The following is a 24,047-nucleotide window of genomic DNA, read 5'->3' on the forward strand; positions in this document are numbered from 1 at the left end:
GCGGGCGCGTCGGGCGTTGCCCGTAGCCTGCACGCCCGTGCCCGAGGCCGCCGTCCCGTTCGACTACTCCGTCCGCCGCTCGGACCGCGCGCGGCGGGTGCGCGTGCGCGTCGACCCGCGCGACGGGGCCGTCGAGGTCGTGCTCCCGCGCCGCGCCGCGCAGCGCGAGGCCGCCGCGGCCGTCGCCCAGCTCGGCGGCTGGATCGCCCGCCGTCGTGCGGAGGCCGCGGCGGCGCGGGCGCGCGTGGCGGCGCGCGACGGCACCGTGCCCTACCTCGGCACCGACCTGCGCCTCGTGCCCGAGCCCGGGCGCACGCGCGTGCACCGCCGTGGCGACGTCCTCCTCGTCGGCGATGGCGACCCGGGCGCGGCGCTGGAGCGCTGGTACCGCCGCCAGGCCCGCGTCGAGATCGCCCCCCGCCTGGACCGGGCCGCCGGCGCCGTGGGCCGGCCGTACACGCGCCTGACGATCCGCGACCAGCGGACGCGCTGGGGATCGTGCTCGGCGACCGGCGCGATGTCGTTCAACTGGCGCCTGCTGCTCGCGCCCGAGCGCGTCCTGGAGTACGTCGTGCGCCACGAGGCCGCCCACCTGGTGGTCATGGACCACTCGCCGCGCTTCTGGGCCCTGATGGAGCGCCTCATGCCCGGCCACGAGGAGCCGCGGCGCTGGCTGCGCACCCACGGGGCGACGCTGGTCCTGTGACCGTCGCGGTCGTCGGGCACGTCGAGTGGGTCGACTTCCTCGTCCTGCCCCGCCTGCCGCGACCCGGGGAGATCGTCCACGCGACCGGCGCCCACGAGGGACCGGGCGGGGGCGGCGCGATGGCCGCCCGCGCGCTCGCCGCCCTGACCGGCGTTGCCACGTTCCTCTGCGCCGTGGGCGACGACGCCCGCGGGGAGCGGACCGCCGAGGGCCTGCGCGCGGCGGGGATCGACGTGCGCGCCGCGGTGCGCGCCGGCGTCGCGCAGCGGCGCGCGGTGGCCTGGCTGACCGGAGACGGCGACCGCTCGATCACCGTGGTCGGCGAGGACGTCGTGCCCCGCGGCGACGACCCGCTGGACTGGCCGGCCCTGGCCGGGTGCGACGGCGTGCTGCTCATGGCCGGCGACGCGGGCGCCGTGCGCGCCGCGCGGGCGGTGCCGCTGCTCGTGGCCTCACCGCGGGCGCGCGGGCCCGTCGTCGCGGCCGGGGTCGCCGTCGACGTGCTCGTCGGCAGCGCCGTCGATCCCCTCGAGGCGATCGACGACGAGCTGCTCGCGGCGGCGCGGCCCCGCCACGTCGTGCGCACGGAGGGCGCGGCCGGCGGGTCGTGGCGCGCGGCGGACGGCACGACCGGGCGCTGGGTCGCGACCCCGCCGCCCGGCGCGCGCGTCGACGACTACGGGTGCGGCGACGCCTTCGCCGCCGCGCTGACCGCCGCGCTGGCGGCCGGGCGCCCGATCGCGGACGCGTGCGCCCTGGCCGCCCGCGTCGGCGCGGCGCTGCTGTGTCAGCGCGCCCCCGCGGTCGGCGGCCTGGGAGCGCTGTGGGTGGCACACTGCGGAGGGTGAGCGGCTACCGCGAGCACGCCCCGCCGCGCGGCACCGACGCGCAGATCGCGTGCCTGTGGACCGCGGACGGCGCCGGGGCGCGCGTGCTGCCCGACGCCTGCGTCGACGTCGTGTTCAGCGGCGGCCGGCTCGTCGTCGCCGGGCCGGCCACGCGCCAGGTGCTCGTCGGTGCCACGCCGGGCCAGGACCGCTGTGGCGTGCGCTTCCGGGTCGGGTGGGCCGGCCGCGGCCTCGGCGTGCCCGCCGCCGCGCTGCGCGACGAGGCCGCCGTGGACCTGCGTGAGCTCTGGGGCGCCGAGGGCCGGCGCCTGGAGGACCGCGTGCTCGCGGCGCCGGGCGCGGCAGCCGCGGTGCAGGTGCTCGCCGCCGGCCTCGCCGAACGGCTGCCCGCCGCGCGCGAAGGCGACGCGGAGGTCCGCGCCGTGGCGCGCGCGCTCGGCCGCCCCGCCCCGGCCGCGGGCGGCGAGGCGGCGGTGGCCGCGCTGGCCCGTGGGGTCGGGCTCAGCGAGCGCCAGCTCCTGCGGCGCATGCTGCGGGCCGTCGGCTACGGTCCCGCGACCCTGGCGCGGGTCCAGCGCTTCCAGCGCTTCCTGGCCCTGGCCGCCGGCGCGCCCGGGACGACCCTGGCGCGCCTGGCCGCCGACGCCGGCTACGCCGACCAGGCCCACCTGGCCCGCGAATGCCGGCGCCTGTCGGGCCTGGCGCCGGCGGCGCTGCTGGCCACGGGGGCCGGGCCGGCGGGGGAGAGGTCCGAACCGTTCAAGCCCGCGGCGCTCGCACCCGGCACCCTGGCGGCATGACCATCGACCTCGCCGGCGCACGGCGCTTCGTGCGCAGCCACGGCCGCCTGCTGGAGCGGCGGCGGATGGACCACCTGCTGGGCGGCGCCCCCGCGACCGGCGTCCTGTCCGCGCTGGCGGCCTACCGCAACGCCGACGGCGGCATCGGGGCGCTGGAGCCCGACCTGCGCACGGACACCAGCCAGCCGTCGGCCGTGATGTACGCCCTGGAGATCCTCACCGAGCTCGGGCCCGTCGACGACGGTGGCCTGGCCAGCGGCGCACTGGACTGGCTGCAGACGGTGACCGCTCCCGACGGGTCCGTGACGTTCGTGCTGCCCACGGCCGCCGACGCCCCGCACGCGCCGTGGTGGACGCCGCAGGACGCGCCGCCCGCCTCGCTGCTCATGACCGCGGGGATCGCCGCGGTCGCGCTGCGCGTGGCGCCGGCGCATCCCTGGATCGGGCCCGCCACGGCCTGGTGCTGGGAGCGCCTCGGCACGCTGCCCGCGACCGAGCCCTACACCCTGCGCGCCGTCGTCGACCTCCTCGACGCCGTCCCGGACCGGGCGCGCGCCGACGCCGAGCTCGACGTGCTGGCCGACCGGCTGCCGGACGACGGCGTGCTGCGCGTCGCCGCCGGCGTCGAGGGCGAGACGCTGCGGGCCCTGGACATCGCGCCGCACCCCGGCCACGCGGGCCGGCGCCTGTTCGGCGATGCGCTCATCGGCCGCGAGCTCGACGCGCTGGCCGGCGCGCAGGCGCACGACGGCGGCTGGACGTTCTCCTGGCCGGACTGGAACCCGGCGGGCGGCCACGAGTGGCGCGGCATCGTCACGGTCAAGGCGCTGCGCACGCTGCGCGCCTACGGGCGCCTTGACCCCTGACCGAGCCGCGCCCGGGTCACACGACGCTCACACCCGCGGCGCCGGCGCGGCCTACCGTCGGCGGCGACATGCACGGACGAGCCGAGCTGCACTTCCACCTGCTCCCCGACCTCGACGACGGGCCGGCCGGCGTCGCGGAGGCCGTGGCCCTCGCGCAGGCCGCGGCCGCCGAGGGAACGCAGACCATCGTCTGCACCCCGCACGCGCGCTTCCTGAGCGGCGCGCGCGACCTGGCCGACCGGGTCGCGGCGCTGCGCCGCGAGCTCGGTCATGCCGGCGTGGCGATGGACCTGCGCCCCGGCGCCGAGCTGCTGCCCGCCGACGTGGCGCGCCTGCACGACGACACGCTCGACGCCTACAGCCAGGGACCACCGACCGCGCCCTGGCTGCTGCTGGAGGCCCCGCTGGAGCCGGGCGGCCTCGATGGGCTGCATGCCGCCGTCGACGCGCTGGCCGACCGCGGCTTCGGCGTCCTGCTCGCCCATCCGGAGCGCTGCCCCGAGCTCCTGGCCCGCGGGTCGCACGGGCGGCCCGTGGACACGCTGTGCGCCCAGGGCGTGCGGCTGCAGGTCAACGCGACGTCGCTGACCGGCCTGCACGGTCCGCAGGCGCAGGCGGCCGCGCTGGCGCTCGTGCGCCGCGGCGTGGCGACCGTCCTGGCCTCGGACGCCCACGGCCGCGACCGACCGCCGAGCCTGGTCGCGGCGCTCGCCGTCCTGCGCGAGGCCGGCGTGGAGGGCGCCGAGCGGCTGGCCGGCCCGGCGCCCCGTGCGTTGCTGCGGCGCGGGCTGGCCGCGCCGGTCGTCCTGGCCCGCAGCGCCTAGCGGGAGGAGGCGGCGTCGAGCGTCTCGATCTCGGCCTCGGTGAGCTGGAGGTCGGCGGCGGCGACGTTCTCCTCGAGGTGCTCGACCGAGCCCGTGCCCGGGATGGGGAGCATCACCGGGCTGCGGGCCAGCAGCCAGGCCAGGGCGACCTGGCCCGTCGTGGCGTCGTGGGCCCGGGCGATCTCGGCGACCGGGCCGCCCGGCTCGGCGAGCTTGCCGGCCGCGAGCGGGAACCACGGGATGAAGCCGATGCCCTCCTGCTCGCAGTACTCCAGGACGTCCTCGGCCTTGCGGTGGTTCAGGTTGTACAGGTTCTGCACCGTGGCGACGGTGAAGACCTCCTGGGCGGCCTTGATCTCGTCGACGGTGACCTCGGAGAGGCCGAGGTGGCGCACGACGCCCTCCTCCTGCAGCCGGCGCAGCTCGGCGAACTGGTCGGCCTGCGGCGTGTCCGGGTCGATGCGGTGCAGCTGGAAGAGGTCGATGCGCTCCACCCCGAGCCGCTGCCGGCTGAGGATGGCCTCCTGGCGCAGGTAGGCGGGGCGCCCGACCGGGTGCCACTCCTCGGGGCCCGTGCGCGTCAGCCCCGCCTTCGTGGCGACGACGACGCCGGAGTAGGTCCCGTCGTCGGCCAGCAGCGCCTCGCGGATGAGCTCCTCGGAGACGTAGGGGCCGTAGGAGTTGGCGGTGTCGATGAAGTCCACGCCCAGCTCGGGGAGGCGGCGCAGGACGGAGACGGCGCGGTCGTGGTCGGCCGGAGGCCCCCAGATGCCGTCGCCGGTGATGCGCATCGCGCCGTAGCCGAGGCGGGTGACCTCGAGGTCGCCGCCGATGGAGAACGTGCCGGATGCCGCTGCGGAGATGGTGGCCATCGAGACGACGTTAGCGGCCGTCCGGCGCCGCCACGCGCCGCAGGGCGGCATAGACGTCCTCGCCGGCCTCGCGCGGCACGACCTGGCGCGAAAGCCTCCCCGTGAAGGCCTCCGCGGAGCCGTCGCCGCGCACGTCGATCCCCGCGTTGAGGCCGCGCGGCCCGCGCAGCTCGCCACGCACCGCGACCTGGTCGCCGGGCTCGACCTCGCGCAGGAACGCCCGCTCGACGTGGGGCCGCTGCCGGTTGGCCAGCTCCTGCAGCCGCGCCTGCAGCGCGTCGAGCGCGCCCTCGAGCGTGTCGTGGCGCGTCTTCTCCGTCTTGCCTCGCCGGCGGACGACGACACGGTATGCGGACCCCATGACCGCGCGAGCCTAGCGGCCGGGCGCCGTCAGGCGGCCGCGGGGGACGCGGCCCGGCGCGCCCGGGCGCAGGCGAGGTCGCGCGCCATGCCGGCCATGAGCCGCTGTGCGGCCGTGTTGGACGGCAGCATGGTCGCGATGAACGCCTCGACGCCGCGCTCGGCGCCGGCCTGCGCCAGCGCGGCGCCCAGGCGCCGGCCCACGCCGCGGCCCTGCAGGTCGTCGGCGACGACGACCGCGACCTCGGCGCGCTGCGGCGCGTCGGCCTCGCGGACCCAGCGCCCCACGGCGACGATGACGCCGGGGCTGCGGGCCAGGACGGCGACCAGGGCGTGGTGGTCGTGGCCGTCGATCTCGGTGAGGTAGGCCAGCTCGGAGCGGCTCAGCCTCGGCTTGGGGGAGAGGAAGCGCTCGTAGACCGAGCGGTCCGAGAGCCGGCCCAGCCCGGCGACCAGGGCGTCCTTGTCGTCCGGGCGGATGGGACGCAGGACGATCTCGGGGAGCTGGGCATCGGCGGGCACGGTCATGCCACGGACACGGTACCCCGCTCGGGACGCACCGTGAGGCCCGTCACCGACGGTGACGGGCCTCCGGGCGCAGCTGCGGGCGCTAGGACCGCTTGTCCAGCGCGACGTAGTCGCGGGTGCGCTCGCCGGTGTAGATCTGGCGCGGGCGCGCGATCTTCTGCTCCTTGTCCTGGACCATCTCGAGCCACTGGGCGATCCAGCCGGAGGTCCGCGGGATCGCGAACATCACCGGGAACATGTCCATGGGCAGGCCCAGGGCCTCGTAGATGAGGCCGGAGTAGAAATCGACGTTGGGGTACAGCTTGCGGCTGACGAAGTAGTCATCCTCGAGCGCGATCTTCGCCACCTCGTTGGCGATCTGCAGCAGCGGATTGACGCCGGTGACCTCGAACACGTCCTCGGTGGCCTTCCTGATGATCGTGGCCCGCGGGTCGAAGTTCTTGTACACGCGGTGCCCGAAGCCCATCAGGCGCTCGTTGCCGTCCTTGACGCCCTGCATGAAGTCCTTGATGTTGTCCTTGGACCCGATGCGCTTGAGCATTCGCAGGACGGCCTCGTTCGCGCCGCCGTGCAGCGGCCCATAGAGGGCGCCGACGCCGGCGGCGACCGCCGAGTAGGGATCGACCTGCGAGGAGCCGACGGCCCGCACCGCGTTGGTCGAGCAGTTCTGCTCGTGGTCGGCGTGCAGGATGAACAGGATGTCGAGCGCGCGCTCGAGCCGAGGGTCCGGCTCGTACTTCAGCTCGGTCATCTTGTACATCATGCTGAGGAAGTTCCCCGGGTACTTGAGATCGTTGTCCGGGTAGACGTAGGGCATCCCCATGACGTGCCGGTAGGCGAAGGCCGCCAGCGTCGGCATCTTGGCGATGAGCCGGATCGTCTGGATCATCCGGTTCTCGGGGTCGTGGATCTCGTTGGCGTCCGGGTAGAACGTCGAGAGCGCGCCGACCGAGCCCAGCAGCATGCCCATGGGATGCGCGTCGTGGCGGAAGCCGCCGACGAACTCCTTCACGTTCTCGTGCACGAACGTGTGGACGGTGATGTGGTGCTCGAACTCGTCGAACTGCGCCTGGGTGGGCAGCTCGCCGTGGATGAGCAGGTAGGCCACCTCGAGGTAGGTCGAGTGCTCGGCGAGCTGCTCGATCGGGTAGCCGCGGTACTCCAGGACGCCGTTCTCGCCGTCCAGGTACGTGATGGCCGAGCGACAGGACGCGGTGTTCGTGAACGCCGGGTCGTACGCCATCAGGCCGAAGTCGTCGTCGGAGGTCTTGATCTGGCGGAAGTCCATCGCGCGGACGGTCCCGTCGTTGATCTCGATCTCATAGCTCTGACCGGTCCGGTTGTCCGTGACCGACAGGGTGTCCTTCCCGGCTGCGGCTACGCCGCCGCCGTCCTGCGTCTGCGTCTCACTCACGATCGGATGCCCTCTTCTCCGGGGTGGGGGGATCGTTCTCGCATACTAGTGTTCCTGCGCGGGCGAGCCCGTCACTCGCGCGGCGGGTGTTCAGCGGCGGTCCCAGCGATCGCGCAGCTCGCGCCCCGCGCGGCGGGCGCGGCGGACCGTCCCGGCGTTGCGCAGGCGCCGCGCCATCGGCGATCCGCGGTCCTGCACGTGGTCGTCGGCGTGGGCCAGCGCGAACGTGACGGTCACCTGTCGCTCGGTGATCCGGGCGACCTCGGGCGCGTCGACGAAGCGCACGCCCTCCTTGGTGTCGACGTCGATGCCGTCGAAGATGTTCTCCCGCGCGGCCTCGTGCACGCGGCGGACCCTGCCGAGGACCTGCCCGTCGGCGGTCCGCACCGGCGTGCCGCGGCGCAGGACCTTGTAGGAGATGGCCGGGTCCTCGTCCCCGGTCACGCGGTGATGACGGCGGTGGCCATCGCCGCCGCCATCAGGACCAGGCCGACCAGGATCGTGCCGCGCTTGATGGCGGCCGTCGTGGGGAACGTCGCCTGCGTCATGCCGACGACGCTGAGCGCGAGCGCCCACACCACGAACGCCCCGCCGAAGATGTAGAACGCGGTCTTGGACTTCTCGCCGCCGGCCTCGGCGGCGAGGACCAGGGCTGAGATCGCGTGGAGCATGGCGCGACTCTATCCGAGCGCCCGCCGGGCCGGAAGGCTCAGGATCCGGTCGCCGGGCCGGGCGGGACGGCGCCGTAGCGCGACTCGGTCGCCTCGAGCTGACCGTGGTAGTGGCTGCCCAGGTCCGGGTGGCCATAGGGCCGCTCCGCCGGGCGGTCCAGCGTCATGAAGCTCAGCTGGGCGATCGGCAGGCCGGGACGCAGGACGATCGGCACGCTGTTGAAGTTGGTGATCTCGAGCGTCAGGGAGCCGCGGAACCCGGGGTCCACGAAGCCGGCGGTGGCGTGCACGATGAGCCCGAGGCGCCCGAGGCTGGACTTGCCCTCGATGCGGGCCACGATGTCGTCGGGGATCGCCACGTGCTCCTCGGTGCGTCCGAGGACGAACTCGTTGGGATGGATGACGAACGGCTCGTCGGCGGCGACCTCGACGTGCTCGGTCAGGCCCGTCGGCGGGTCGGCGAGGTCGATGACCTGGATCCGGTGGTTGTGGAACACGCGGAACGACGTCCCGAGGCGCAGGTCGACGCTCGCCGGCTGCACGAGCCGGTCGTCCCACGGGTCGATGCCCAGGTGGCCCTCGGCCACCAGGCGGCGGATGGTGCCGTCGGACAGGACCGATGCCGGCTGCATGCCGGGCATCCTTCCACGTGCGCCCCGTGGGGGCGGGCCTCAGTGGTGCTCGGGGTCGCGGGCGCGGGCGGCGGTGCGCACGCGGGCGGGCGGCACGGGCGCCGGGTCGCCGTGGGGGCCGCGACGGCGCGGGAAGCGGTCGCGCCCGCCGCGGTGGTCGGGCGGCACCTTGGAGCCGCCGTCGCCGCCGGAGTCGCCGTCGTCGGGCTCGACGTCCTGGTGGATCGCCCACCAGACGAGGTACAGCAGCGCCCCGACCGGGATCTTGAGCGCGAGCATGAGCCAGAGGAAGCCCCAGGTCACAGTCCGCCAAGGCTACCCGCGTGGACCCCGTGCGACCAGGGCGCGTCCGCGCCGGGTCCGCGTGCGGTCCGGCTCAGGCGCGCGTGATGCGGCGCGGACGCGCGCTGGTCGCCGCCCGGCGGGCCGCGGCCTTGCGGGCGCGGGCCTTCTTGGCGCGGCGGGCGCGGGCCTTCTTGGCGCGCACGGCCTTGGCCTTCGCCTTGACCTTCGCGGTGCTGTTGGCCTTCGCGGTCCGCGCAGCGGTGCGGCGCGCCGGCGCCGCCGACGAGGAGCGCAGCGTGGCGGGCGCCGGCGCGTCGCGCCACGCGACGGCGGGGATGACAGCGCGCAGCGCGGCGCCGACGTCCAGGGCGCCGGTCTGCACCGGCAGCCCGTCGCGGCGCGTCCCGGCCAGCAGCGCGTCGCGCAGCCCCTGCCAGTCGAGGTCGGGCCGTGCGGCGGCCAGCAGCACGAGCGCGCCGGTCACCTGCGGTGCCGCCATCGACGTGCCCGTGCGCCACTCGTAGCCGCCGCCCAGCGCGGTGGAGAGGATGTCCTGGCCCGGGGCGGCCAGATCGGCGCCCGTCCCGTAGTCCGAGACGGAGGAGAGGCCGCCGTCGGGCGTGGTGGCCGAGACGCCGAGGACGTTGTCCTCGCCGAAGGCGGCCGGGTACGTCGGGGTCGAGGCCAGGTCGCGGCCGTCGTTGCCGGCGGCGGCGACGATGAGCACCCCGTGCGAGCGGGCGTAGCCGACGGCGTCCTCGAGCTCCTGCGTCGGGGTGGGGCCGGCGAGGCTCAGGTTGATGATGCGCGCGCCGTTGTCGACGGCGTAGCGGATGCCCTGCGCGACGCCGGTCGTCGTGCCGCGGGCATCGGCGTCCAGGACGCGGATCGCCATGAGCTGCGCGCTCCACGCGACGCCGGCGACGCCGAGCCCGTTGCCGCCGCGGGCGGCGACGATCCCGGCCACGTGGGTGCCGTGGCCGTTGAGGTCCTGGGGGTTGCCGTCGCCGTCGACGAAGTCGTAGCCGTGGACGTCGTCGACGAAGCCGTTGCCGTCGTCGTCGATGCCGTTGCCGGGGATCTCGCCCGGGTTCGTCCACAGGTTGGGCGCGAGGTCGGGGTGGCCGAGGTCCACGCCGGAGTCGATGATCGCGACGCGGACGTCGCCGCCGGTGGTCTGGCGCCACGCGCTGGCCGCGCCCATCGGGCCGTCGCCCTGCAGCGCCCACTGCTCCGCGATGCGCGGGTCGGTCGCCGAGGCCTGCGCCGCCCGGGCCCGTGGGGCGGGACGGGCGTGGGGCATGGTCGCCAGGCCGTCGGGGGCGCCGACGACGGCCCCACGCGGCGCCTGGGCCTGCACGGTGGCCGCCTGGGTGGCTGCGCTGAGCAGCAGCGTGGTGAGAACGGCGAGCGCGCGGGCGACGACGGGCATCCGGCCTCCAGAGCCGAAGTGCCCGGCGGTTCGGGGTGCCCGCCGGACACCCCTGGCATCGGCCGGTGCGCCGGGATCCGGGCATGGCGCCGCCCGGTCTGGCCGGATGACCGATGGTCCCGCGCCGGCCGCCGTCACCCGGCGGGGCGGCGGAGGCTAGGCGCGCAGCGCCACGGGGTCGGCCGCGAAGGCCGTCATGCGCGAGAGGTCGGCGACGCGCGCCTGGATCTCCTCGGCGGTGAGGCGCTCGACGCGCTCCGTGCCGAACTCCTCGACGTTGTAGGAGGCCAGGGCGGTGCCGTAGGCCATCGCGCGGGCCAGGAGCCCGTGGTCGAGGGCCTCGCCCGGATGGGCGGCGACGTAGCCGACGAAGCCGCCGGCGAACGTGTCCCCGGCACCCGTGGGGTCGATGACCTCGCTGAGCGGATAGGCCGGCAGCGCGAAGAAGTCGTCGGCGGTGAACAGCGCTGCGCCGTACTTGCCGAGCTTGGCCACGACGGCGGTCGGGCCCCAGGAGAGGACCTCGCGCGCGGCCTGCAGGAGCGTCGGCTTCTCCGTCAGCATCTCGAGCTCCTCGTCGTTGAGGATGAGGCAGTCGACCGTGCCGATGACCTCGCGCAGCGCCTGGTGGGCGATGTTGATCCAGAGGTTCATCGAGTCCATGGCGACGAAGCGCGCCTTCGTGCACTGCTCGCGGACGTTGAGCTGCAGCTCGGGCTGGATGTTGGCCAGGAACAGGACGTCGGCGTCCTGGGAGGCCTGCGAGAGCTTGGGGGAGAACGTCTCGAAGACGTTGAGGTCGGTGACGTGGGTCTCGCGCTGGTTGAGGTTGGCGGAGTACTCGCCCTTCCAGAAGAAGGTCCTGCCGCCCTCGACGAGCTCGACGTCGTCGGTGACCGTGCCGCGCGTGCGCAGGATCCGCCAGGACTCCTCGTCGAAGTCGTCGCCGACCGGTCCGACGGGGCGCACCTCGTCGAAGAAGGAGGCCGCGAGGGCGAAGTGGGTGGCGGCGCCGCCGAGCATGCGCTCGCGCTCCCCGAAGGGCGTCTTGACGGCGTCGTAGGCGATCGATCCGACGACAGTGAGGCTCATGTGGCCCGCGAGGGTACCGGCGCCCGTGGGTAGGGTGCCGCCCGATGCGCGCGATCCAGCAGACCGCGTTCGGCGGCCCCGAGGTGCTCGAGCTCGCGGAGGTCCCGGTGCCCGAGCCCGGCGCGGGCGAGGTGCTCGTACGCGTCGTGCGCGCCGGGCTGAACTTCGCCGACACCCACCAGCGCGAGGACGCCTACGTCCAGCGCCAGTCGCTGCCGCTCATCCCGGGCTCCGAGGTCGCCGGCGTGGTGGAGGGCACGGGCGAGCGCGTGGTCGCGCTGTGCGGGCACGGCGGCTACGCCGAGTACGTCGCCGTCGCGGCCGACCGCGTGTTCGCCATCCCCGACGGCCTGGACGACGGCACGGCGCTGGCGCTCCTGCTCCAGGGCCTGACGGCCTGGCACCTGTACCGCACGTGCGCGCGCCTGGCGCCGGGGGAGTCCGTGCTCGTGGTCTCGGGCGCGGGCGGCGTCGGATCGCTGGCCGTGCAGCTCGGCCACGTCGCAGGGGCGGGGCGGGTCATCGCGACGGCGTCCTCGGCCGACAAGCGCGAGCTGTGCCTGGAGCTCGGCGCCGACGCGGCGATCGACGGCGACCCCGAGGGCCTGGGCGACCGCATCCTGGCCGCCAACGACGGCCGCGAGGTCGACGTCGTGCTCGAGATGGCCGGGGGCCCGCTGTTCGACGCGGCGCTGCGGGCGATGGCCGACCGCGGGCGCCTCGTCGTCTACGGCATCTCCTCCAGGGACCAGAACACGGTCCGCACCGGGCGGCTGCTGCGGCGCTCGCAGGCGATCGTGGGCTTCTGGCTCTTCCACTACCTGCAGCGCCGGGAGGACCTCGCCGAGCCGCTGGCCGAGCTGTTCGCGCTGGCCGCCCAGGGACGCCTACGCGTGGTGGTCGGCGAGACCTACCCGCTCTCGGACGCGCGGCGGGCACAGGAGGACCTCGCCGCGCGCCGGACCCGCGGCAAGCTGCTGCTGGACCCGGCGCGGTAGGGGCGCGCCGGCGGGGTGGCGCGTCGGCGCTCTCGCGACGTCCGGATGTCGCGAAGGTGTGGCGATGCCCCACGTTCGCGACATCGGCCCCCCGCGCGCCCGCGGACGACCACGGGCGCCCGGCGCCTCGCCGGCCCCTCAGGCCGCCCGGCCCTCGGGCAGCTCGGAGGCCATGAGGCCCGCGAGCTGGGTGCGCGAGCGCAGGTCGAGCTTGCGGTAGATCTGCGACAGGTGGTACTCGATGGTCTTCGGGGAGAGGAAGAGCTTGGCCGCGACCTCGCGGTTCGTCATCCCGTAGGCCACGAGCCGCGCGATCTGCAGCTCGTGGGCCGTCAGCTCCTCCAGCCCCGCCGCCGGTGCCGCCTCGCCCCCGGGCGTCGGCGCCTCGGCCGCCGCCGCCGCGGCGCCGCCGGTGGCCCGCAGCTCGACGCGCGCCCGCTCGGCCCACGGCGCCGCGCCGAGGCGCTCGAAGGCCTCCAGCGCGTCGCCGAGCTGCTCGCGGGCGTCGGCACGGCGGCGGTCGCGGCGCAGGCGCTCGCCGAAGCAGAGCTGCGTCCGGGCGCGCTCGAACGGCTGGCCGTCCTGGCCATGGTGGGCCAGCGCGGCCTCGAAGTGCTGCTCGTAGGCCTTGCCGGCGAGGATCCCGCGGCAGCGGGCCAGCGCCCCCTGCGCCCAGGTCCCGCCGCCCGGCGCGTCGGCGAAGTCCTCCAGGGCCTGGAACGCCTCGTCGGTGCGCCCCACGCGGGCCAGCGCCTCCACGCGGTTGGCGCCGTACTGGACCAGGCCACGCTGGATGTGCAGCGGCGCCGCGAGCCGGTGGACGCGGTCGTGCAGCTCGGCGGCGGCCTCGGCCTCGCCCGCGCTCAGCGCGTCGAACGCCAGCGCGTTGACGGCGTAGACCATCACGGCCGAGGCCCCGGCGGCCTCCCCGAGCTGGAGGGACTCGCGGGCGTGCGCACGCGCCTCGTCGCGGCGGCCCATCCCCGCCTCGACGTGCGCGAGGACCGACAGCGTGAAGGTCAGCAGCGGCAGCAGCCCGGTCTCCCGGGCCAGCCGCGCCGACTCGCCGGCGTCGGCCAGCGCCGCCGCCCAGCGGCCGCGGCGGAAGTGCAGCCCCGAGCGCGCGGCCAGTGGGTAGATGAGCTGGTTGATCGCGCTGGCCTCGCGGGCCGCGCCGATGAGGTGGTCGAGCACCGCCGTCGCGCGGTCCCAGCGCTCGTACCAGACGGCGCACTGGCCGGCCATGCCCACGAGCTCGGACGGCAGCGTCAGCACGTGCTCGCTCGTCAGCAGCGGGAGCGCCGGGTCCAGGAGCGCGTCGGCCTCGTCCTCGTGGCCGAGCGCCGCGTGGGCCTCGCCGACGAGGACGCCCGCAAGCATGCCCAGCGCCGGGTCGGCGCCCTCGGGCAACAGCGCTCGCGCCCGGTCGCCGAGCGCGACCAGGGCCTCCATGTCGCCGGTCATCATGTGCGCCACGGCGGCCTCGAGCATGAGCGACGCGGCGACGCCCGGCTGGTCGCCCTCGATCCGCTCGGCCTCGGCGACGAGCAGCGCGTTGGCGGCCAGCGGCGCGCCGCGGCGCATCTCGACCCGCCCGCGCACCCGCACGATCTCGGGCGTCAGCGCCGCGTCGGCCCCCACGAGCCCCTGGGCCTCGTCGACCAGGACGAGCGCGCGGTCGGCCTCGCCGCCCTGCACGTAGTCCGAGGCCGCCTCCAGCAGGCGCCGGGCGCGGCCCTGGGCGTCCGTGCTGAGATCGGCGGCTCGCTCGAACGCCCGGGCGCCGGCGATGACACCGCCGCGGGCGCGGGCCTCGCCGGCCGCGGCCTCCAGCGCGGCGGCGACCGCCTCGTCGGGCCCCTGGGCCGCCGCGGCCAGGTGCCAGGCCCGGCGGCCGACGGAGACCGAGACCTCCGCGAGCGTCGCGTGCACGCCGCGGCGCAGGACGGGGTCGGCGCCGTGGTAGATCGCCGAGCGCAGCAGGGGGTGGGAGAACTCCACGAGCCGGTCGACGCCGACCAGGCCGTCGCGCTGCGCGGGCTCCAGCGCGTCGGCCGGCAGGCCGCGGCGCGCGAGCGCGTCCACCAGGAGGTCGTGGCGGGCGGTGTGCATCGCGGCGACGACGAGCAGCGCCTCGCGCGTGGGCTCGGGCAGCCCGGAGAGCTGGCGGGCGAAGGCCCGCTCGATCTGCTGGCCCGCGGGCACCGGGCCGTCGAGCGGGCGCAGGCCCGCGAGCTGCTCGGCCGTCAGCGCGCGGGGGATCTCCGTCAGCGCCAGCGGGTTGCCGCGGGCGGTGGCGATGAGGTCGCCCGCGACGCGCTCGCCCAGGGTCCCCGCCACGGCGCGGCGCAGCAGCGCGCCGGCGTCGTCGTCGCCCAGGCCCGTGACCTCCATCGCGAGGACCCCGGTGAACGCCTCGAGGACCGCCTCGTCGGGGCGTGACGCGCAGAGCAGCACCACGCCCTCGGCGCCCAGGCGGCGCGCCACGAAGATCGTCGCGTCGCGCGAGGCGTCGTCGAGCCAGTGGACGTCGTCGGCGATGACGAGCTGCGGTCGCCCCTCGGCCGCCGCGGCCAGGAGCCCGAGCATCCCGGCGGGCACGGCGAAGCGGTCGAACGGCGCCGGGGGCTCGAGCGCCAGCGCCGAGCCCAGCGCGCGCGCCTGGACCTCCGGGATGCGGTCGCGCAGCGCCAGCAGCGGGGTCAGGAGCTCGAGCAGGCCCGCGAACGGGATGTCGGACTCCGACTCGAAGCCGCGCGTGCGCACGACGCCGAAGCCGAGCTCCGTCGCGCGCTCGCCCGCGTGGCGCAGCAGCGCGGACTTGCCGATGCCGGGCTCGCCGTGGAGCAGCAGCGCCGAGCTCGTCCCGGCCAGCGCACCTGCGAGGAGGTCATCGATGTGCGCGACTTCGCGCTGGCGTCCGAGAAGCACGTCTGGCTGGGGCTGATGCGGCCGGCATCGTGCCGAACGCGCCAATCATGCCAGAGCGCACTACCCTTCAGGGATACATGACCGCCTTCGCGGACCTCGGCCTGAGCGAGCCGACCCTCCAAGCCCTCCAGGATGTCGGATACGAGCAGCCCAGCCCGATCCAGGAGCAGGCCATCCCGATCCTCCTCCAGGGCGAGGACATCATCGGCCAGGCCCAGACGGGCTCCGGCAAGACCGCCGCCTTCGGCCTGCCCATCGTCGAGCACGTCGACCCGTCCGTCGGCGAGGTCCAGGCGCTCGTCCTGACCCCGACGCGCGAGCTGTGCATCCAGGTCACCCAGGCGCTGCGCACCTACGGCGCGCGCAAGGGCGTCGACGTCGTCGCCGTCTTCGGCGGCGCCCCCATCCGCAGTCAGCAGGCCCAGCTGCGCGCGGGCGGCCACGTCGTCGTCGGCACCGTCGGCCGCGTGCTCGACCTCCTGTCGCGCGCCTCGCTGCACCTGTCGGACTGCCGCTTCGTCGTCCTCGACGAGGCCGACGAGATGCTCGACCTCGGCTTCCTGGAGGACGTCGAGAAGATCCTCAAGCTCTGCCCCAACGGCCGCCAGACGGCGCTGTTCAGCGCGACCATGCCGCCGCCGATCCGGGAGCTGGCCGACCAGTACCTGTACCACCCGCAGACGGTGAAGGTGAAGTCGGCCAACCTGACGGTCGACACCGTCGAGCAGTTCCGGCTCGAGGTCAAGACGGCCGACAAGGCCGACACGCTCGTCGACGTCCTCGCCCAGGAGCGCCCCGACCAGGCCATCGTGTTCACGCGCACGAAGATCCGCGCCGATCAGCTGTACCGCAAGCTGCGGGACAAGGGGATGAACGTCAAGGCCCTGCACGGCGACATGAGCCAGGGCCAGCGCGACGGCGTCATGCTCTCGTTCAAGGGCGGCCGCGTGCCGATCCTCGTCGCCACCGACGTCGCCGCCCGCGGGCTGGACATCTCCACGGTCACCCACGTCGTCAACTTCGACGTGCCGGCCTCGCCCGACACCTACGTGCACCGCATCGGGCGCACGGGCCGCGTCGGTCGCTCGGGCCGCGCGATCACGTTCGTCGAGCCGCGCCAGCAGAAGGAGCTCGCCGCGATCGAGACGCACGTCGGCATGCCGCTGACGCCGTGGGCGCCGGGCGCCAAGACGACGCCCGCGAAGATCGAGGAGCCGCCCAAGCGCCACACCAAGCCGCAGCTGTCGCGCAACGGCGCCGAGACCTACCGCCGCGTGCTCGCCGCCGCCGGCCGCGCCGACGGCATCGAGGTCGCCGACGTGGTCCACGCGGTGACGAGCGCCGCCGGCCTCGACGGCGAGGCCGTCCGCGACGTCCACGTGCTCGAGCGCTTCACGCTGTTCTCGGTCCCCGACAGCGAGGCCGACCGCATCGTGCAGGCCGTCGACGGCAGCGAGCTCGCCGGCCGGGCCCTGCGCGTCGAGCTCGCCCGGGGCTGATCGCGGCGCGTCGCACCGGATCCCAGACCCCCCGCCCGACATCGGCCGGGCAGGTCCGCAACCTCGGTGCGGCGAATGTCGTTCGGGGTAAGGTGGACACGAGTCGATGACACTCCTGCTGCGAGATCCGGACGCCCGCCAGGGCGAGCAGGCTCCCGAGGCGCCGCCGACCGAGACGGCACCCGAGGTCCGTTCCTGCCCGTCCTGCCACACGCCCCTGGCCGAGGGGCAGGACTGGTGCCTGGCCTGCGGGCAGGCCCAGCCCGGGCGCCTGGCCGCCCTGCCGGGCAGGCGCGCCGCGGCGACGGTCCTCACGCTGACCGCGCTGCTCGTCGGCGGCGCCGTCGCCGCGTCCTACGCGGCGCTGCAGAGCGACGACCCGGCGCCGGCGCCGACGCCCGTCCAGCTCGCGCAGGTGCCCTCGACGGCAACGCCGCCCGCCGCCGCCCCGGTCGCGCCCGCCGCCCCGCCGTCGAGCACCGCCACGCCGCCCGCCCCGGCCCCCGGGTCCTCGACCTCGGCGCTGCCCCCGGCGACCCCCGAGTCCACGCCGCCCGCCCCGTCGGCGCCCGTGACGCCCGCTGGAACGGGCTCGACGGGCACCGGCTCGACCGGCTCGCCGACGGGCTCGTCGGGCACGGGCACCGGCTCCACCGGGACGACGACCGGCTCGTCGGGCACCAAGGCCGACACGCGCACGTCCACGACGCCCGAGCCCCCGGCGCCGGTGGCCATCAAGCTCGCCGACGGCGCCGCCGCCCCGTACGACCCCTACACGCGCAACATCGCGGTCGGCGGGGACATCGCCAAGGTCATCGACGGCGATCCCAACACCTCCTTCCCGATCACGGTCGCCGACGGCGCGACGACGATCGGCTCCGGCATCGTCGTCGACCTGGCCAAGCTGCGCGGCATCCGCGAGCTCGACCTCACGACGAAGACGCCGGGCTTCAAGCTCGAGCTCTACGCGACCGACAGCGAGGAGCTGCCGCCCGACGTGCTCGACACGCGGTGGGCGCACCTCAAGGACGTCACCGACGTCGGCGCCGCCGACGGCGCGGCGGGCAGGCAGTCGATCGACCTGGGCTCGGGCAGCACGAAGTACCGCCGCGTCCTGCTGTGGTTCACCGCGCCTCCCGCCGATGGGCTCACCGTGCGCATCTCCGAGCTCAAGCTGCTCGGCTGACGACGCAGCCGCTAGCGTCCCGCGGACCCGATCCGCCACTCCCGTTCCCCCTTGACCCTACGGAGGTCGACATGTCCCAGGCTGTGATGACCACGAGCGAGGGCCCGATCACGATCGAGCTCTTCGACGCCGACGCCCCCAAGACCGTCGAGAACTTCAAGAAGCTCGCCGGCGACGGCTTCTACGACGGGCTCATCTTCCACCGCGTGATCCGCGACTTCATGATCCAGGGCGGGTGCCCGCAGGGCACCGGCACCGGCGGCCCCGGCTACACGTTCGAGGACGAGTTCAACGATCACAAGGTCGTCCGCGGCGCGCTGGCGATGGCCAACGCCGGGCCGAACACCAACGGCTCGCAGTTCTTCCTGGTCACGACGCCCGAGGCCTCGTGGCTGGACGGCAAGCACACGGTCTTCGGACAGGTCACCGACGGCATGGAGGTCGTCGACGCCATCGAGGCCAAGCCGACCGACGGGCGCGACCGTCCCACCGACGACGTCCGCATCGAGTCGCTGACGATCAGCGACTAGCCCGGCGGGGCGGGTGCGCGGGGAGTATGGTGGTCTAGACCAGATGACCGTCTCCTCGCCCCGCGCCGGCCGCCGGCTCGGCGTTCGCGCCGCGCTCGTCGACGGCGTCCTGGTGCCCGGCGACGTCCTCGTGCAGGACGGCGCGATCGCCGCGGTCGGGGCGGGCCGCGCCGGCGGCCGCGGCGTCGCGGCGCCCGGGTTCCTGGACCTGCACATCAACGGTTTCGCGGGCGTCGACTTCCTGGCGGCCGACGCCGCCGGCTACCGCACCGCGGGTGCCGCGCTGGCCTCCCACGGCGTCACGGGCTACCTGCCCACGTTCATCACCTCGCCGCCGGGCGACTACGAGCCCGCGCTGCGCCGGGCGCTCGACGCCACCGCTCGCGGCGCCGCCGACGGCGCGCGCGTCCTGGGCGTGCACCTCGAGGGCCCGTGGCTCTCGCCGCGCTGGCCGGGCGCGCACGATCCCGAGCACCTGCGCGCCCCCGACGTCGCGGGCGCCCTGGCCCTGTGCGACCTCGGGCCGGTGCGGATGGTGACGCTGGCCCCCGAGCTCGACGGCGCGCTCGAGCTCGTCGAGGCGCTCGTCGCGCGCGGCGTCGTGGTCTCCTGCGGCCACAGCGATGCCGACGCGGCCGCCGCCGACGCGGCGTTCGACGCCGGCGCCCGCGCCGTCACCCATCTCTACAACGCCCACCGCCGCTGGAGCCCGCGCGATCCCGGCCTGGCCGGCGCCGCGCTCGTGCGTCCCGGCGTCGTCGTGCAGGCCATCGTCGACCACGTGCACCTCGCCCCCCAGACCGCCTACGCCGCGTTCCTGGCCTCGCGGGGGCGCTTCGCCCTGGTCACCGACGCCATCGAGGCCGCCGGGCAGGCCGCCGGCACCTACCGGCTCGGCCGCCGGGAGGTCGAGGTCCACGACGGGCGCGCCGAGCTGCCCGGAGGCCTGCTGGCGGGCAGCGTGCTGTCGATGGACGCCGCCGTGCGCAACCTCGTCGGCTGCGGCGCCTCGGTGGCCGACGCGCTGCACGCCGCCACCGCGGTCCCGGCGCGCCTGCTCGGCCGCCCCGAGCTCGGCACGCTGGCGCCGGGCAGCCCGGCCGACCTCGTCGTGCTCGACGACGACCTGCGCGTCGCCCGCACGCTCGTCGCCGGCGACGAGTGCTTCGCCGCCGCGGCCTGAGCCCGCCGCGCAGCGCCGCGCCCGCGTCAGCGCGTGATCGTGACCTTCGAGAGCCCGAACGGCGCGTCGGGGTCGATGCCCCGGTCCAGCGCCAGCGCGTGGGCCAGCTGCTGGGCGCGCACGATCACCCCGACGGAGGCCAGGCCCTCGGGCACGCTCGCGGGCAGCGGCAGGTCGGCGCCGGCGTGCGCCGCGCAGGTCAGCACGCGGCCGCCGCGGCGCCGCACCTCCGCGGCGAGGTCGTCGAGGTCGCCCGCGGCCGGGCCGCCCGAGCTCAGCGTGAGGACGGGCAGGCCGTCGCGCACGACGGCGATCGGGCCGTGCAGGAAGTCGGCGGCCGAGGCGCCCTCGGCGAGGATCGCCGTGGTCTCCTTGAGCTTGAGCGCGGTCTCCAGCGCGGCGCCGAGCAGGATGCCGCGGGCGGCGACGACCAGGCCGGGCGCATCGCCGATCGCCGCCGCGGTGCGCCGTGCCGGCTCGGGGTCGGCGAGCAGGTCGGCGACGGCGCCGGGGAGCCCGTCCCAGTCGCCGGCCGTCCACGGCAGACGCGCGGGGTCGTGGGCGGCGGCCTCGCCGAGCACGGCGAACGCCGCGACCTGCGCGGTCACCGTCTTGGTCGCCGGCACCGCGAGCTCATCGCCGGCGGCGGTGTCGATCGTCGCCTGCGCCACATCGGCGAGCGGGCTGTCGGCCGCGTTGGTGATGGCGATGGTCCGCGCCCCCGAGGCGCCGAGCTGCTCCAGGACGGTGACGATCTCGGGCGTGCGCCCCGACTGGCTGACCCCGACGGCCAGCCAGCCCTCGAGGTCGCCGTGCAGGTGGTAGCGCGTGACGAGGCTCGGCGCGGCGAGGGCCACCGGGCGGCCCGTGGCGAGCTCGAGGACGTAGCGGCCGTAGACCGCCGCGTTGTCCGACGAGCCGCGGGCGACGAGCACGACGCCCGCCGGCGCCGGCGGCAGGACGGCGCGGACCCGCGCGGTCAGCTCGCCGCGCCGCGCCGCCAGCGCCTCCAGGACGCGCGGCTGCTCGGCCATCTCGGACGCCATCGTGCGGCCGCCGGTCACGGGCGGCCCCCGGCGGCCCGGCCCCGCGCCGCGCGCACCTGGCGCAGCCGGATCTCGTAGCGGTCGCCGCGGAACAGCGACCACGCGTAGGCCACGGGCGCGTCGTCGGGGTCGAGGACCAGGCTGTGGAACCGCAGCCCGGCGCGGCCGGAGCCGACGCGCAGCAGGTCGGCGTCCTCGCCGACGATCTCCACGGCGACCACGCGCTGGTCGGCGTAGGCCAGGCGGGCGCCGAAGCGGGTCTCCAGCACCTCGAACAGCGAGCGTTCCTCGAGGTCGCCCGCCTCCAGGCCGGCGAAGCGCTCAGCCTCCAGGAACGCCTCCTCGACGGCCATGGGCTCGCCGTCGGCCGTGCGCACGCGACGCGCGCGCAGCACGGGCGTGCGCGGGGCGAGCCCGAGCCGGGCGGCGACGAGGTCGTCGGCAGGCAGCACGTCGTGGGCCAGGACCCGCGAGCCCGCGACGAGGCCGCGGGCGCGCATGTCCTCCGTGAACGAGCTGAGCGTCGCGGCCTGGGCGGCGCGGGCCTCGGCGACGAACGTGCCGCGACCCTGCACCCGCTCGACCAGGCCCTCGGTGGCCAGCCGCCCCAGCTCGGCCCGGACGGTCATCCGGGCCACGTCGTAGCGCTCGGCGAGCTCCCGCTCGGAGGGGACCGGATCGCCGGGCTGCAGCGACCCGATCAGATCCTCCAGGATCGCGCGCAGCTGCTCGCCCTTCGGGCTGGCGCGCGAGAGCCGGCGCGGGAGCCCGGCGTGCGCGGTCATCCGATGACGGTGTCCACGAGCACGGACGGCACCTTGACGTCGACGGCGTCGAGCACGGGGACCTTGGCGCCGAGGGTGATCGCGGCCTCGGCCTGCTGCTGCCGGGCCGCGTCCTGGTCGGCGCTCTCGGCGATGACCTGGCACGACGGGCAGAGCGCCCTGACCTTGGCCTCGAGGAACGGCCTGTCCCGGGACTCGTAGCGTGCCGTGTTCTCCGACGAGCTGCCCCGCGCGGCGGCTGCGATCGGGCGCCGGGCACCGAGCAGCGCGACGGCGGCGCGGGGCCTGAACGTGGGGGCATGGGGGCACCGTAGCACCACTGGTATAGACCAGCAAGGCTGGTGGACCACACCGGTCGGCGGTGCGATCGGTCAGCCGCCCGGAGGCCCCACGGAGGCGTCGGGCGTCGCGGGGTTGGGAATCGTCAACGTGCCGCCCTGGGGCGTCGTCGCGGCGCCCTGCGACGACGGCGTCGTCGCAGGGCCGTCGGGCGGACCGGTCGTCGTCGTGCCGGTGCCCCCGTCGCCCCCGGAGGGCACGGTGGCGGGTGTCGTCGCCGGTGTCGTTGACGGCCGCGGCGTGGTGCGCGGCGCGGCGCCGGCGCCGCGGGCCGGCGGGGCCGGGACGGCCGCGGTCGCACGGTCCGGCGTGCCCATGGCCCCGGTGCTCGTGCGGCGATGGCGCAGCCGGTCGCGGTGGCGCGGCAGCCGCACCGCGCGCGCGGCCTGTGGGGCGGTGCGCACCGTGGCGGTGGCGGGGGCGCTCGCGGGGGCGCCGGCGTCAGGGCGTGTCGCGAGCACCACGGCCAGGGTCGCGGCGGCTCCGACGAGGAAGGCGAGGAGGTTGCGGCGCATGGCTCCGGTCCTCCAACGAGTGTGGCGCGCGGAGGTGACGCCCGCTCCCGCGAGGACATCAGCCGGTAGGCTTGACACCCCGTCGAACACGACCTTGGAGCAGGATCGATGGCCGGTACCGAGGAGCAGGTCCACGGCGCGCAGGCGCCCGCCGCGGGCGACGCCGCCGACGAGTTCGCCGTGCGCGACCCGGCCACGGGCGAGGTCATCGCCCACTGCCCCGACCTCGGCCCCGAGGCCGTCGCCGCCATGGCGCGCAGGGGCCGCGAGGTGCAGCCGGCCTGGGAGGCCCTGGGCTTCGCGGGCCGCGGGCGCATCCTGCGGCGGATGCAGAAGTGGGTCATCGACCACCGCGAGGAGATCATCGCGGTCATCCGCTCGGAGACCGGCAAGACCTACGAGGACGCGCTCATCGCCGAGATCTCCTACGGCGCCGCCGCGTTCGGCTTCTGGGCCGCCAACGCCGAGGGCTACCTCGCCGACGAGAAGGTCAGGTCCTCGGCCGTGCTCGTCAAGGGCAAGAAGCTGCTCGTGCGCTACCGGCCGCTCGGGCTCATCGGCGTCATCGGCCCGTGGAACTACCCCTTCACGAACTCCTTCGGCGATTGCATCCCGGCGCTGGCCGCGGGCAACAGCGTGATCCTCAAGCCCTCCGAGGTCACGCCGCTGACCTCGCTGAAGCTGGCCGAGGGCCTGCGTGAGTGCGGCGTGCCCGACGGCGTCTTCCAGGTCGCCACGGGCCAGGGGCCCACGGGCGCCGCGCTCGTCGAGCAGGTCGACATGATCATGTTCACCGGGTCGACGGCCACCGGCAAGAAGATCATGGCCGAGGCGGCCAAGACGCTGACGCCCGTGTCGCTCGAGCTGGGCGGCAAGGATCCCATGATCGTGCTGGCCGACGCCGACGTGGACCGCGCCGCCAACACCGCCCTGTACTACGGCATGTTCAACGGCGGGCAGACCTGCATCTCCGTCGAGCGCGTCTACGTCGAGGAGCCCATCTACGACGCGTTCGTGGCCAAGGTCACCGAGAAGGCCCGCAAGCTGCGCCAGGGCGCGGGCGGCCCGGGCACCGCCGACGTCGGAGCGATGACGTTCCCGCCCCAGGTCGACATCGTCGAGCGTCACGTCCAGGACGCCCGCGACAAGGGCGCCCGCGTCCTCGTGGGCGGCTCGCGCGGCGACCACGCCGCCGGCAGCTGGTACGAGCCCACCATCCTCGTCGACGTCGACCACACGATGACCTGCATGACCGAGGAGACGTTCGGGCCGACCCTGCCGATCATGAAGGTCCGCGACGAGGAGGAGGCCATCCGGCTGGCCAACGACTCGCCCTACGGCCTCGCGGCCTCCGTGTTCGGCAAGGACGTCAAGCACGCCGAGGCGGTCGCGCGGCGGGTCGAGGCGGGGGCGGTGTGCGTCAACGACGCGCTGGTCAACTACTCGGCGCTCGAGCTGCCGATGGGCGGCGCGAAGGCGTCGGGCCTGGGGTCGCGCCACGGCGCGGGCGGCATCCGCAAGTACACCCAGCAGCAGGCGATCCTCGTCACGCGCTTCGCGATGAGGAAGGACCCGCACATGTACCCCTACAGCGCGCGGATGACCAAGCGCCTCGGCAGGCTGTTCGCGTTCCTCTACGGGCGCGGGGCGCGCGATTGATCCTCGCCCGGAGGGCTCGGACGATCGGGCGCGAGCTCGCGCACGG

The 24,047-nt window shown here is 75.6% G+C and carries 26 protein-coding genes; 11 read left to right on the plus strand and 15 right to left on the minus strand.

What is annotated here, in order from left to right; genetic code table 11:
- Positions 1-37: 37 nt before the first annotated feature.
- The 5 genes from FSW04_RS05775 (at position 38) to FSW04_RS05795 (ending at position 4,044) form a co-directional block, all read left to right on the plus strand.
- Positions 38-706: a M48 family metallopeptidase gene (locus FSW04_RS05775; protein WP_187369278.1), complete on the plus strand. Its 669-nt coding sequence runs from the start codon at positions 38-40 to the stop codon at positions 704-706.
- Positions 703-1,554, plus strand: coding sequence for a PfkB family carbohydrate kinase (locus FSW04_RS05780; protein WP_187369279.1), 852 nt, complete (start codon positions 703-705; stop codon positions 1,552-1,554). Before FSW04_RS05775 ends, FSW04_RS05780 begins: the two co-directional genes overlap by 4 nt.
- Entirely contained in the window at positions 1,551-2,354 is an 804-nt protein-coding gene (locus tag FSW04_RS05785) for a helix-turn-helix domain-containing protein (protein ID WP_146917223.1), read from the plus strand. Before FSW04_RS05780 ends, FSW04_RS05785 begins: the two co-directional genes overlap by 4 nt.
- Positions 2,351-3,220: a hypothetical protein gene (locus tag FSW04_RS05790; RefSeq protein ID WP_146917226.1), complete on the plus strand. Its 870-nt coding sequence runs from the start codon at positions 2,351-2,353 to the stop codon at positions 3,218-3,220. Before FSW04_RS05785 ends, FSW04_RS05790 begins: the two co-directional genes overlap by 4 nt.
- 68 nt (positions 3,221-3,288) lie before the next feature.
- Positions 3,289-4,044, plus strand: coding sequence for a CpsB/CapC family capsule biosynthesis tyrosine phosphatase (locus FSW04_RS05795; RefSeq protein WP_146917228.1), 756 nt, complete (start codon positions 3,289-3,291; stop codon positions 4,042-4,044).
- Here FSW04_RS05795 and FSW04_RS05800 read toward each other — a convergent pair.
- From FSW04_RS05800 to FSW04_RS05845, 10 genes are all read right to left on the minus strand, one after another.
- Positions 4,041-4,916, minus strand: a complete 876-nt coding sequence (locus FSW04_RS05800; RefSeq protein ID WP_146917230.1) for an aldo/keto reductase — start codon at positions 4,914-4,916, stop codon at positions 4,041-4,043. The genes FSW04_RS05795 and FSW04_RS05800 overlap by 4 nt on opposite strands.
- A 10-nt stretch (positions 4,917-4,926) precedes the next feature.
- The gene (locus FSW04_RS05805) at positions 4,927-5,277 is read right to left on the minus strand and encodes a hypothetical protein (RefSeq protein ID WP_146917232.1); all 351 of its coding nucleotides are present in this window, start codon (positions 5,275-5,277) and stop codon (positions 4,927-4,929) included.
- Positions 5,278-5,306: 29 nt separating this feature from the next.
- The gene (locus tag FSW04_RS05810) at positions 5,307-5,804 is read right to left on the minus strand and encodes a GNAT family N-acetyltransferase (protein WP_146917234.1); all 498 of its coding nucleotides are present in this window, start codon (positions 5,802-5,804) and stop codon (positions 5,307-5,309) included.
- Between the two features lie 82 nt (positions 5,805-5,886).
- Complete coding sequence (locus FSW04_RS05815) at positions 5,887-7,218, minus strand: citrate synthase (protein WP_146917236.1); 1,332 nt, start codon at positions 7,216-7,218, stop codon at positions 5,887-5,889.
- A gap of 90 nt (positions 7,219-7,308) precedes the next feature.
- Positions 7,309-7,662: a hypothetical protein gene (locus FSW04_RS05820; protein ID WP_146917238.1), complete on the minus strand. Its 354-nt coding sequence runs from the start codon at positions 7,660-7,662 to the stop codon at positions 7,309-7,311.
- The gene (locus FSW04_RS05825; protein WP_146917241.1) at positions 7,659-7,889 is read right to left on the minus strand and encodes a hypothetical protein; all 231 of its coding nucleotides are present in this window, start codon (positions 7,887-7,889) and stop codon (positions 7,659-7,661) included. Before FSW04_RS05825 ends, FSW04_RS05820 begins: the two co-directional genes overlap by 4 nt.
- Positions 7,890-7,927: 38 nt before the next feature.
- Complete coding sequence (gene dcd / locus FSW04_RS05830) at positions 7,928-8,521, minus strand: dCTP deaminase (protein ID WP_146917244.1); 594 nt, start codon at positions 8,519-8,521, stop codon at positions 7,928-7,930.
- Positions 8,522-8,560: 39 nt separating this feature from the next.
- Entirely contained in the window at positions 8,561-8,824 is a 264-nt protein-coding gene (locus tag FSW04_RS05835) for a hypothetical protein (protein ID WP_146917248.1), read from the minus strand.
- A 73-nt stretch (positions 8,825-8,897) separates the two neighbouring features.
- Positions 8,898-10,238, minus strand: coding sequence for a S8 family peptidase (locus tag FSW04_RS05840; protein ID WP_146917252.1), 1,341 nt, complete (start codon positions 10,236-10,238; stop codon positions 8,898-8,900).
- A gap of 156 nt (positions 10,239-10,394) precedes the next feature.
- On the minus strand, positions 10,395-11,330 hold the full coding sequence (locus tag FSW04_RS05845) for a PfkB family carbohydrate kinase (protein WP_146917255.1): 936 nt from the start codon (positions 11,328-11,330) through the stop codon (positions 10,395-10,397).
- 44 nt (positions 11,331-11,374) lie between these two features.
- Between FSW04_RS05845 and FSW04_RS05850 the strand changes: the two genes are divergently transcribed.
- Complete coding sequence (locus FSW04_RS05850) at positions 11,375-12,328, plus strand: quinone oxidoreductase family protein (RefSeq protein WP_146917258.1); 954 nt, start codon at positions 11,375-11,377, stop codon at positions 12,326-12,328.
- Positions 12,329-12,466: 138 nt separating this feature from the next.
- Here FSW04_RS05850 and FSW04_RS05855 read toward each other — a convergent pair whose 3' ends face one another.
- Positions 12,467-15,259 carry a helix-turn-helix transcriptional regulator gene (locus FSW04_RS05855; RefSeq protein ID WP_187369281.1) on the minus strand — a complete coding sequence of 931 codons (2,793 nt, stop codon included), beginning with the start codon at positions 15,257-15,259 and terminating at the stop codon, positions 12,467-12,469.
- Between the two features lie 77 nt (positions 15,260-15,336).
- On the opposite strand from FSW04_RS05855, the gene FSW04_RS05860 reads away from it, so the two are divergent.
- The 4 genes from FSW04_RS05860 to nagA all read left to right on the plus strand — a co-directional run bounded on the left by FSW04_RS05860 (position 15,337) and on the right by nagA (position 19,657).
- Positions 15,337-16,758, plus strand: coding sequence for a DEAD/DEAH box helicase (locus FSW04_RS05860; protein WP_146917262.1), 1,422 nt, complete (start codon positions 15,337-15,339; stop codon positions 16,756-16,758).
- Positions 16,759-16,864: 106 nt separating this feature from the next.
- Positions 16,865-17,944, plus strand: a complete 1,080-nt coding sequence (locus FSW04_RS25705) for a hypothetical protein (RefSeq protein ID WP_187369282.1) — start codon at positions 16,865-16,867, stop codon at positions 17,942-17,944.
- A 71-nt stretch (positions 17,945-18,015) separates the two neighbouring features.
- The gene (locus tag FSW04_RS05870; protein ID WP_146917266.1) at positions 18,016-18,474 is read left to right on the plus strand and encodes a peptidylprolyl isomerase; all 459 of its coding nucleotides are present in this window, start codon (positions 18,016-18,018) and stop codon (positions 18,472-18,474) included.
- Positions 18,475-18,517: 43 nt separating this feature from the next.
- The gene (gene nagA / locus FSW04_RS05875) at positions 18,518-19,657 is read left to right on the plus strand and encodes an N-acetylglucosamine-6-phosphate deacetylase (protein WP_146917269.1); all 1,140 of its coding nucleotides are present in this window, start codon (positions 18,518-18,520) and stop codon (positions 19,655-19,657) included.
- 26 nt (positions 19,658-19,683) lie between these two features.
- On the opposite strand, the gene FSW04_RS05880 is transcribed toward nagA, so the two are convergent.
- From FSW04_RS05880 to FSW04_RS05895, 4 genes are read right to left on the minus strand one after another with little or no spacing between them, the layout of a single operon-like run.
- Positions 19,684-20,691, minus strand: a complete 1,008-nt coding sequence (locus FSW04_RS05880; protein WP_228430933.1) for an SIS domain-containing protein — start codon at positions 20,689-20,691, stop codon at positions 19,684-19,686.
- Positions 20,692-20,717: 26 nt separating this feature from the next.
- Positions 20,718-21,488 carry a GntR family transcriptional regulator gene (locus tag FSW04_RS05885; protein ID WP_146917271.1) on the minus strand — a complete coding sequence of 257 codons (771 nt, stop codon included), beginning with the start codon at positions 21,486-21,488 and terminating at the stop codon, positions 20,718-20,720.
- Positions 21,485-21,805, minus strand: coding sequence for a hypothetical protein (locus FSW04_RS05890; protein ID WP_146917274.1), 321 nt, complete (start codon positions 21,803-21,805; stop codon positions 21,485-21,487). The genes FSW04_RS05885 and FSW04_RS05890 overlap by 4 nt, the downstream gene beginning before the upstream one ends.
- 54 nt (positions 21,806-21,859) lie before the next feature.
- Positions 21,860-22,342 carry a hypothetical protein gene (locus FSW04_RS05895; protein ID WP_146917277.1) on the minus strand — a complete coding sequence of 161 codons (483 nt, stop codon included), beginning with the start codon at positions 22,340-22,342 and terminating at the stop codon, positions 21,860-21,862.
- Positions 22,343-22,450: 108 nt separating this feature from the next.
- On the opposite strand from FSW04_RS05895, the gene FSW04_RS05900 reads away from it, so the two are divergent.
- Positions 22,451-24,001, plus strand: a complete 1,551-nt coding sequence (locus tag FSW04_RS05900; RefSeq protein WP_146917280.1) for an aldehyde dehydrogenase family protein — start codon at positions 22,451-22,453, stop codon at positions 23,999-24,001.
- Positions 24,002-24,047 lie beyond the last annotated feature (46 nt).

The organism is Baekduia soli (assembly GCF_007970665.1).
GTDB classification, from domain to species: Bacteria; Actinomycetota; Thermoleophilia; order Solirubrobacterales; family Solirubrobacteraceae; genus Baekduia; species Baekduia soli.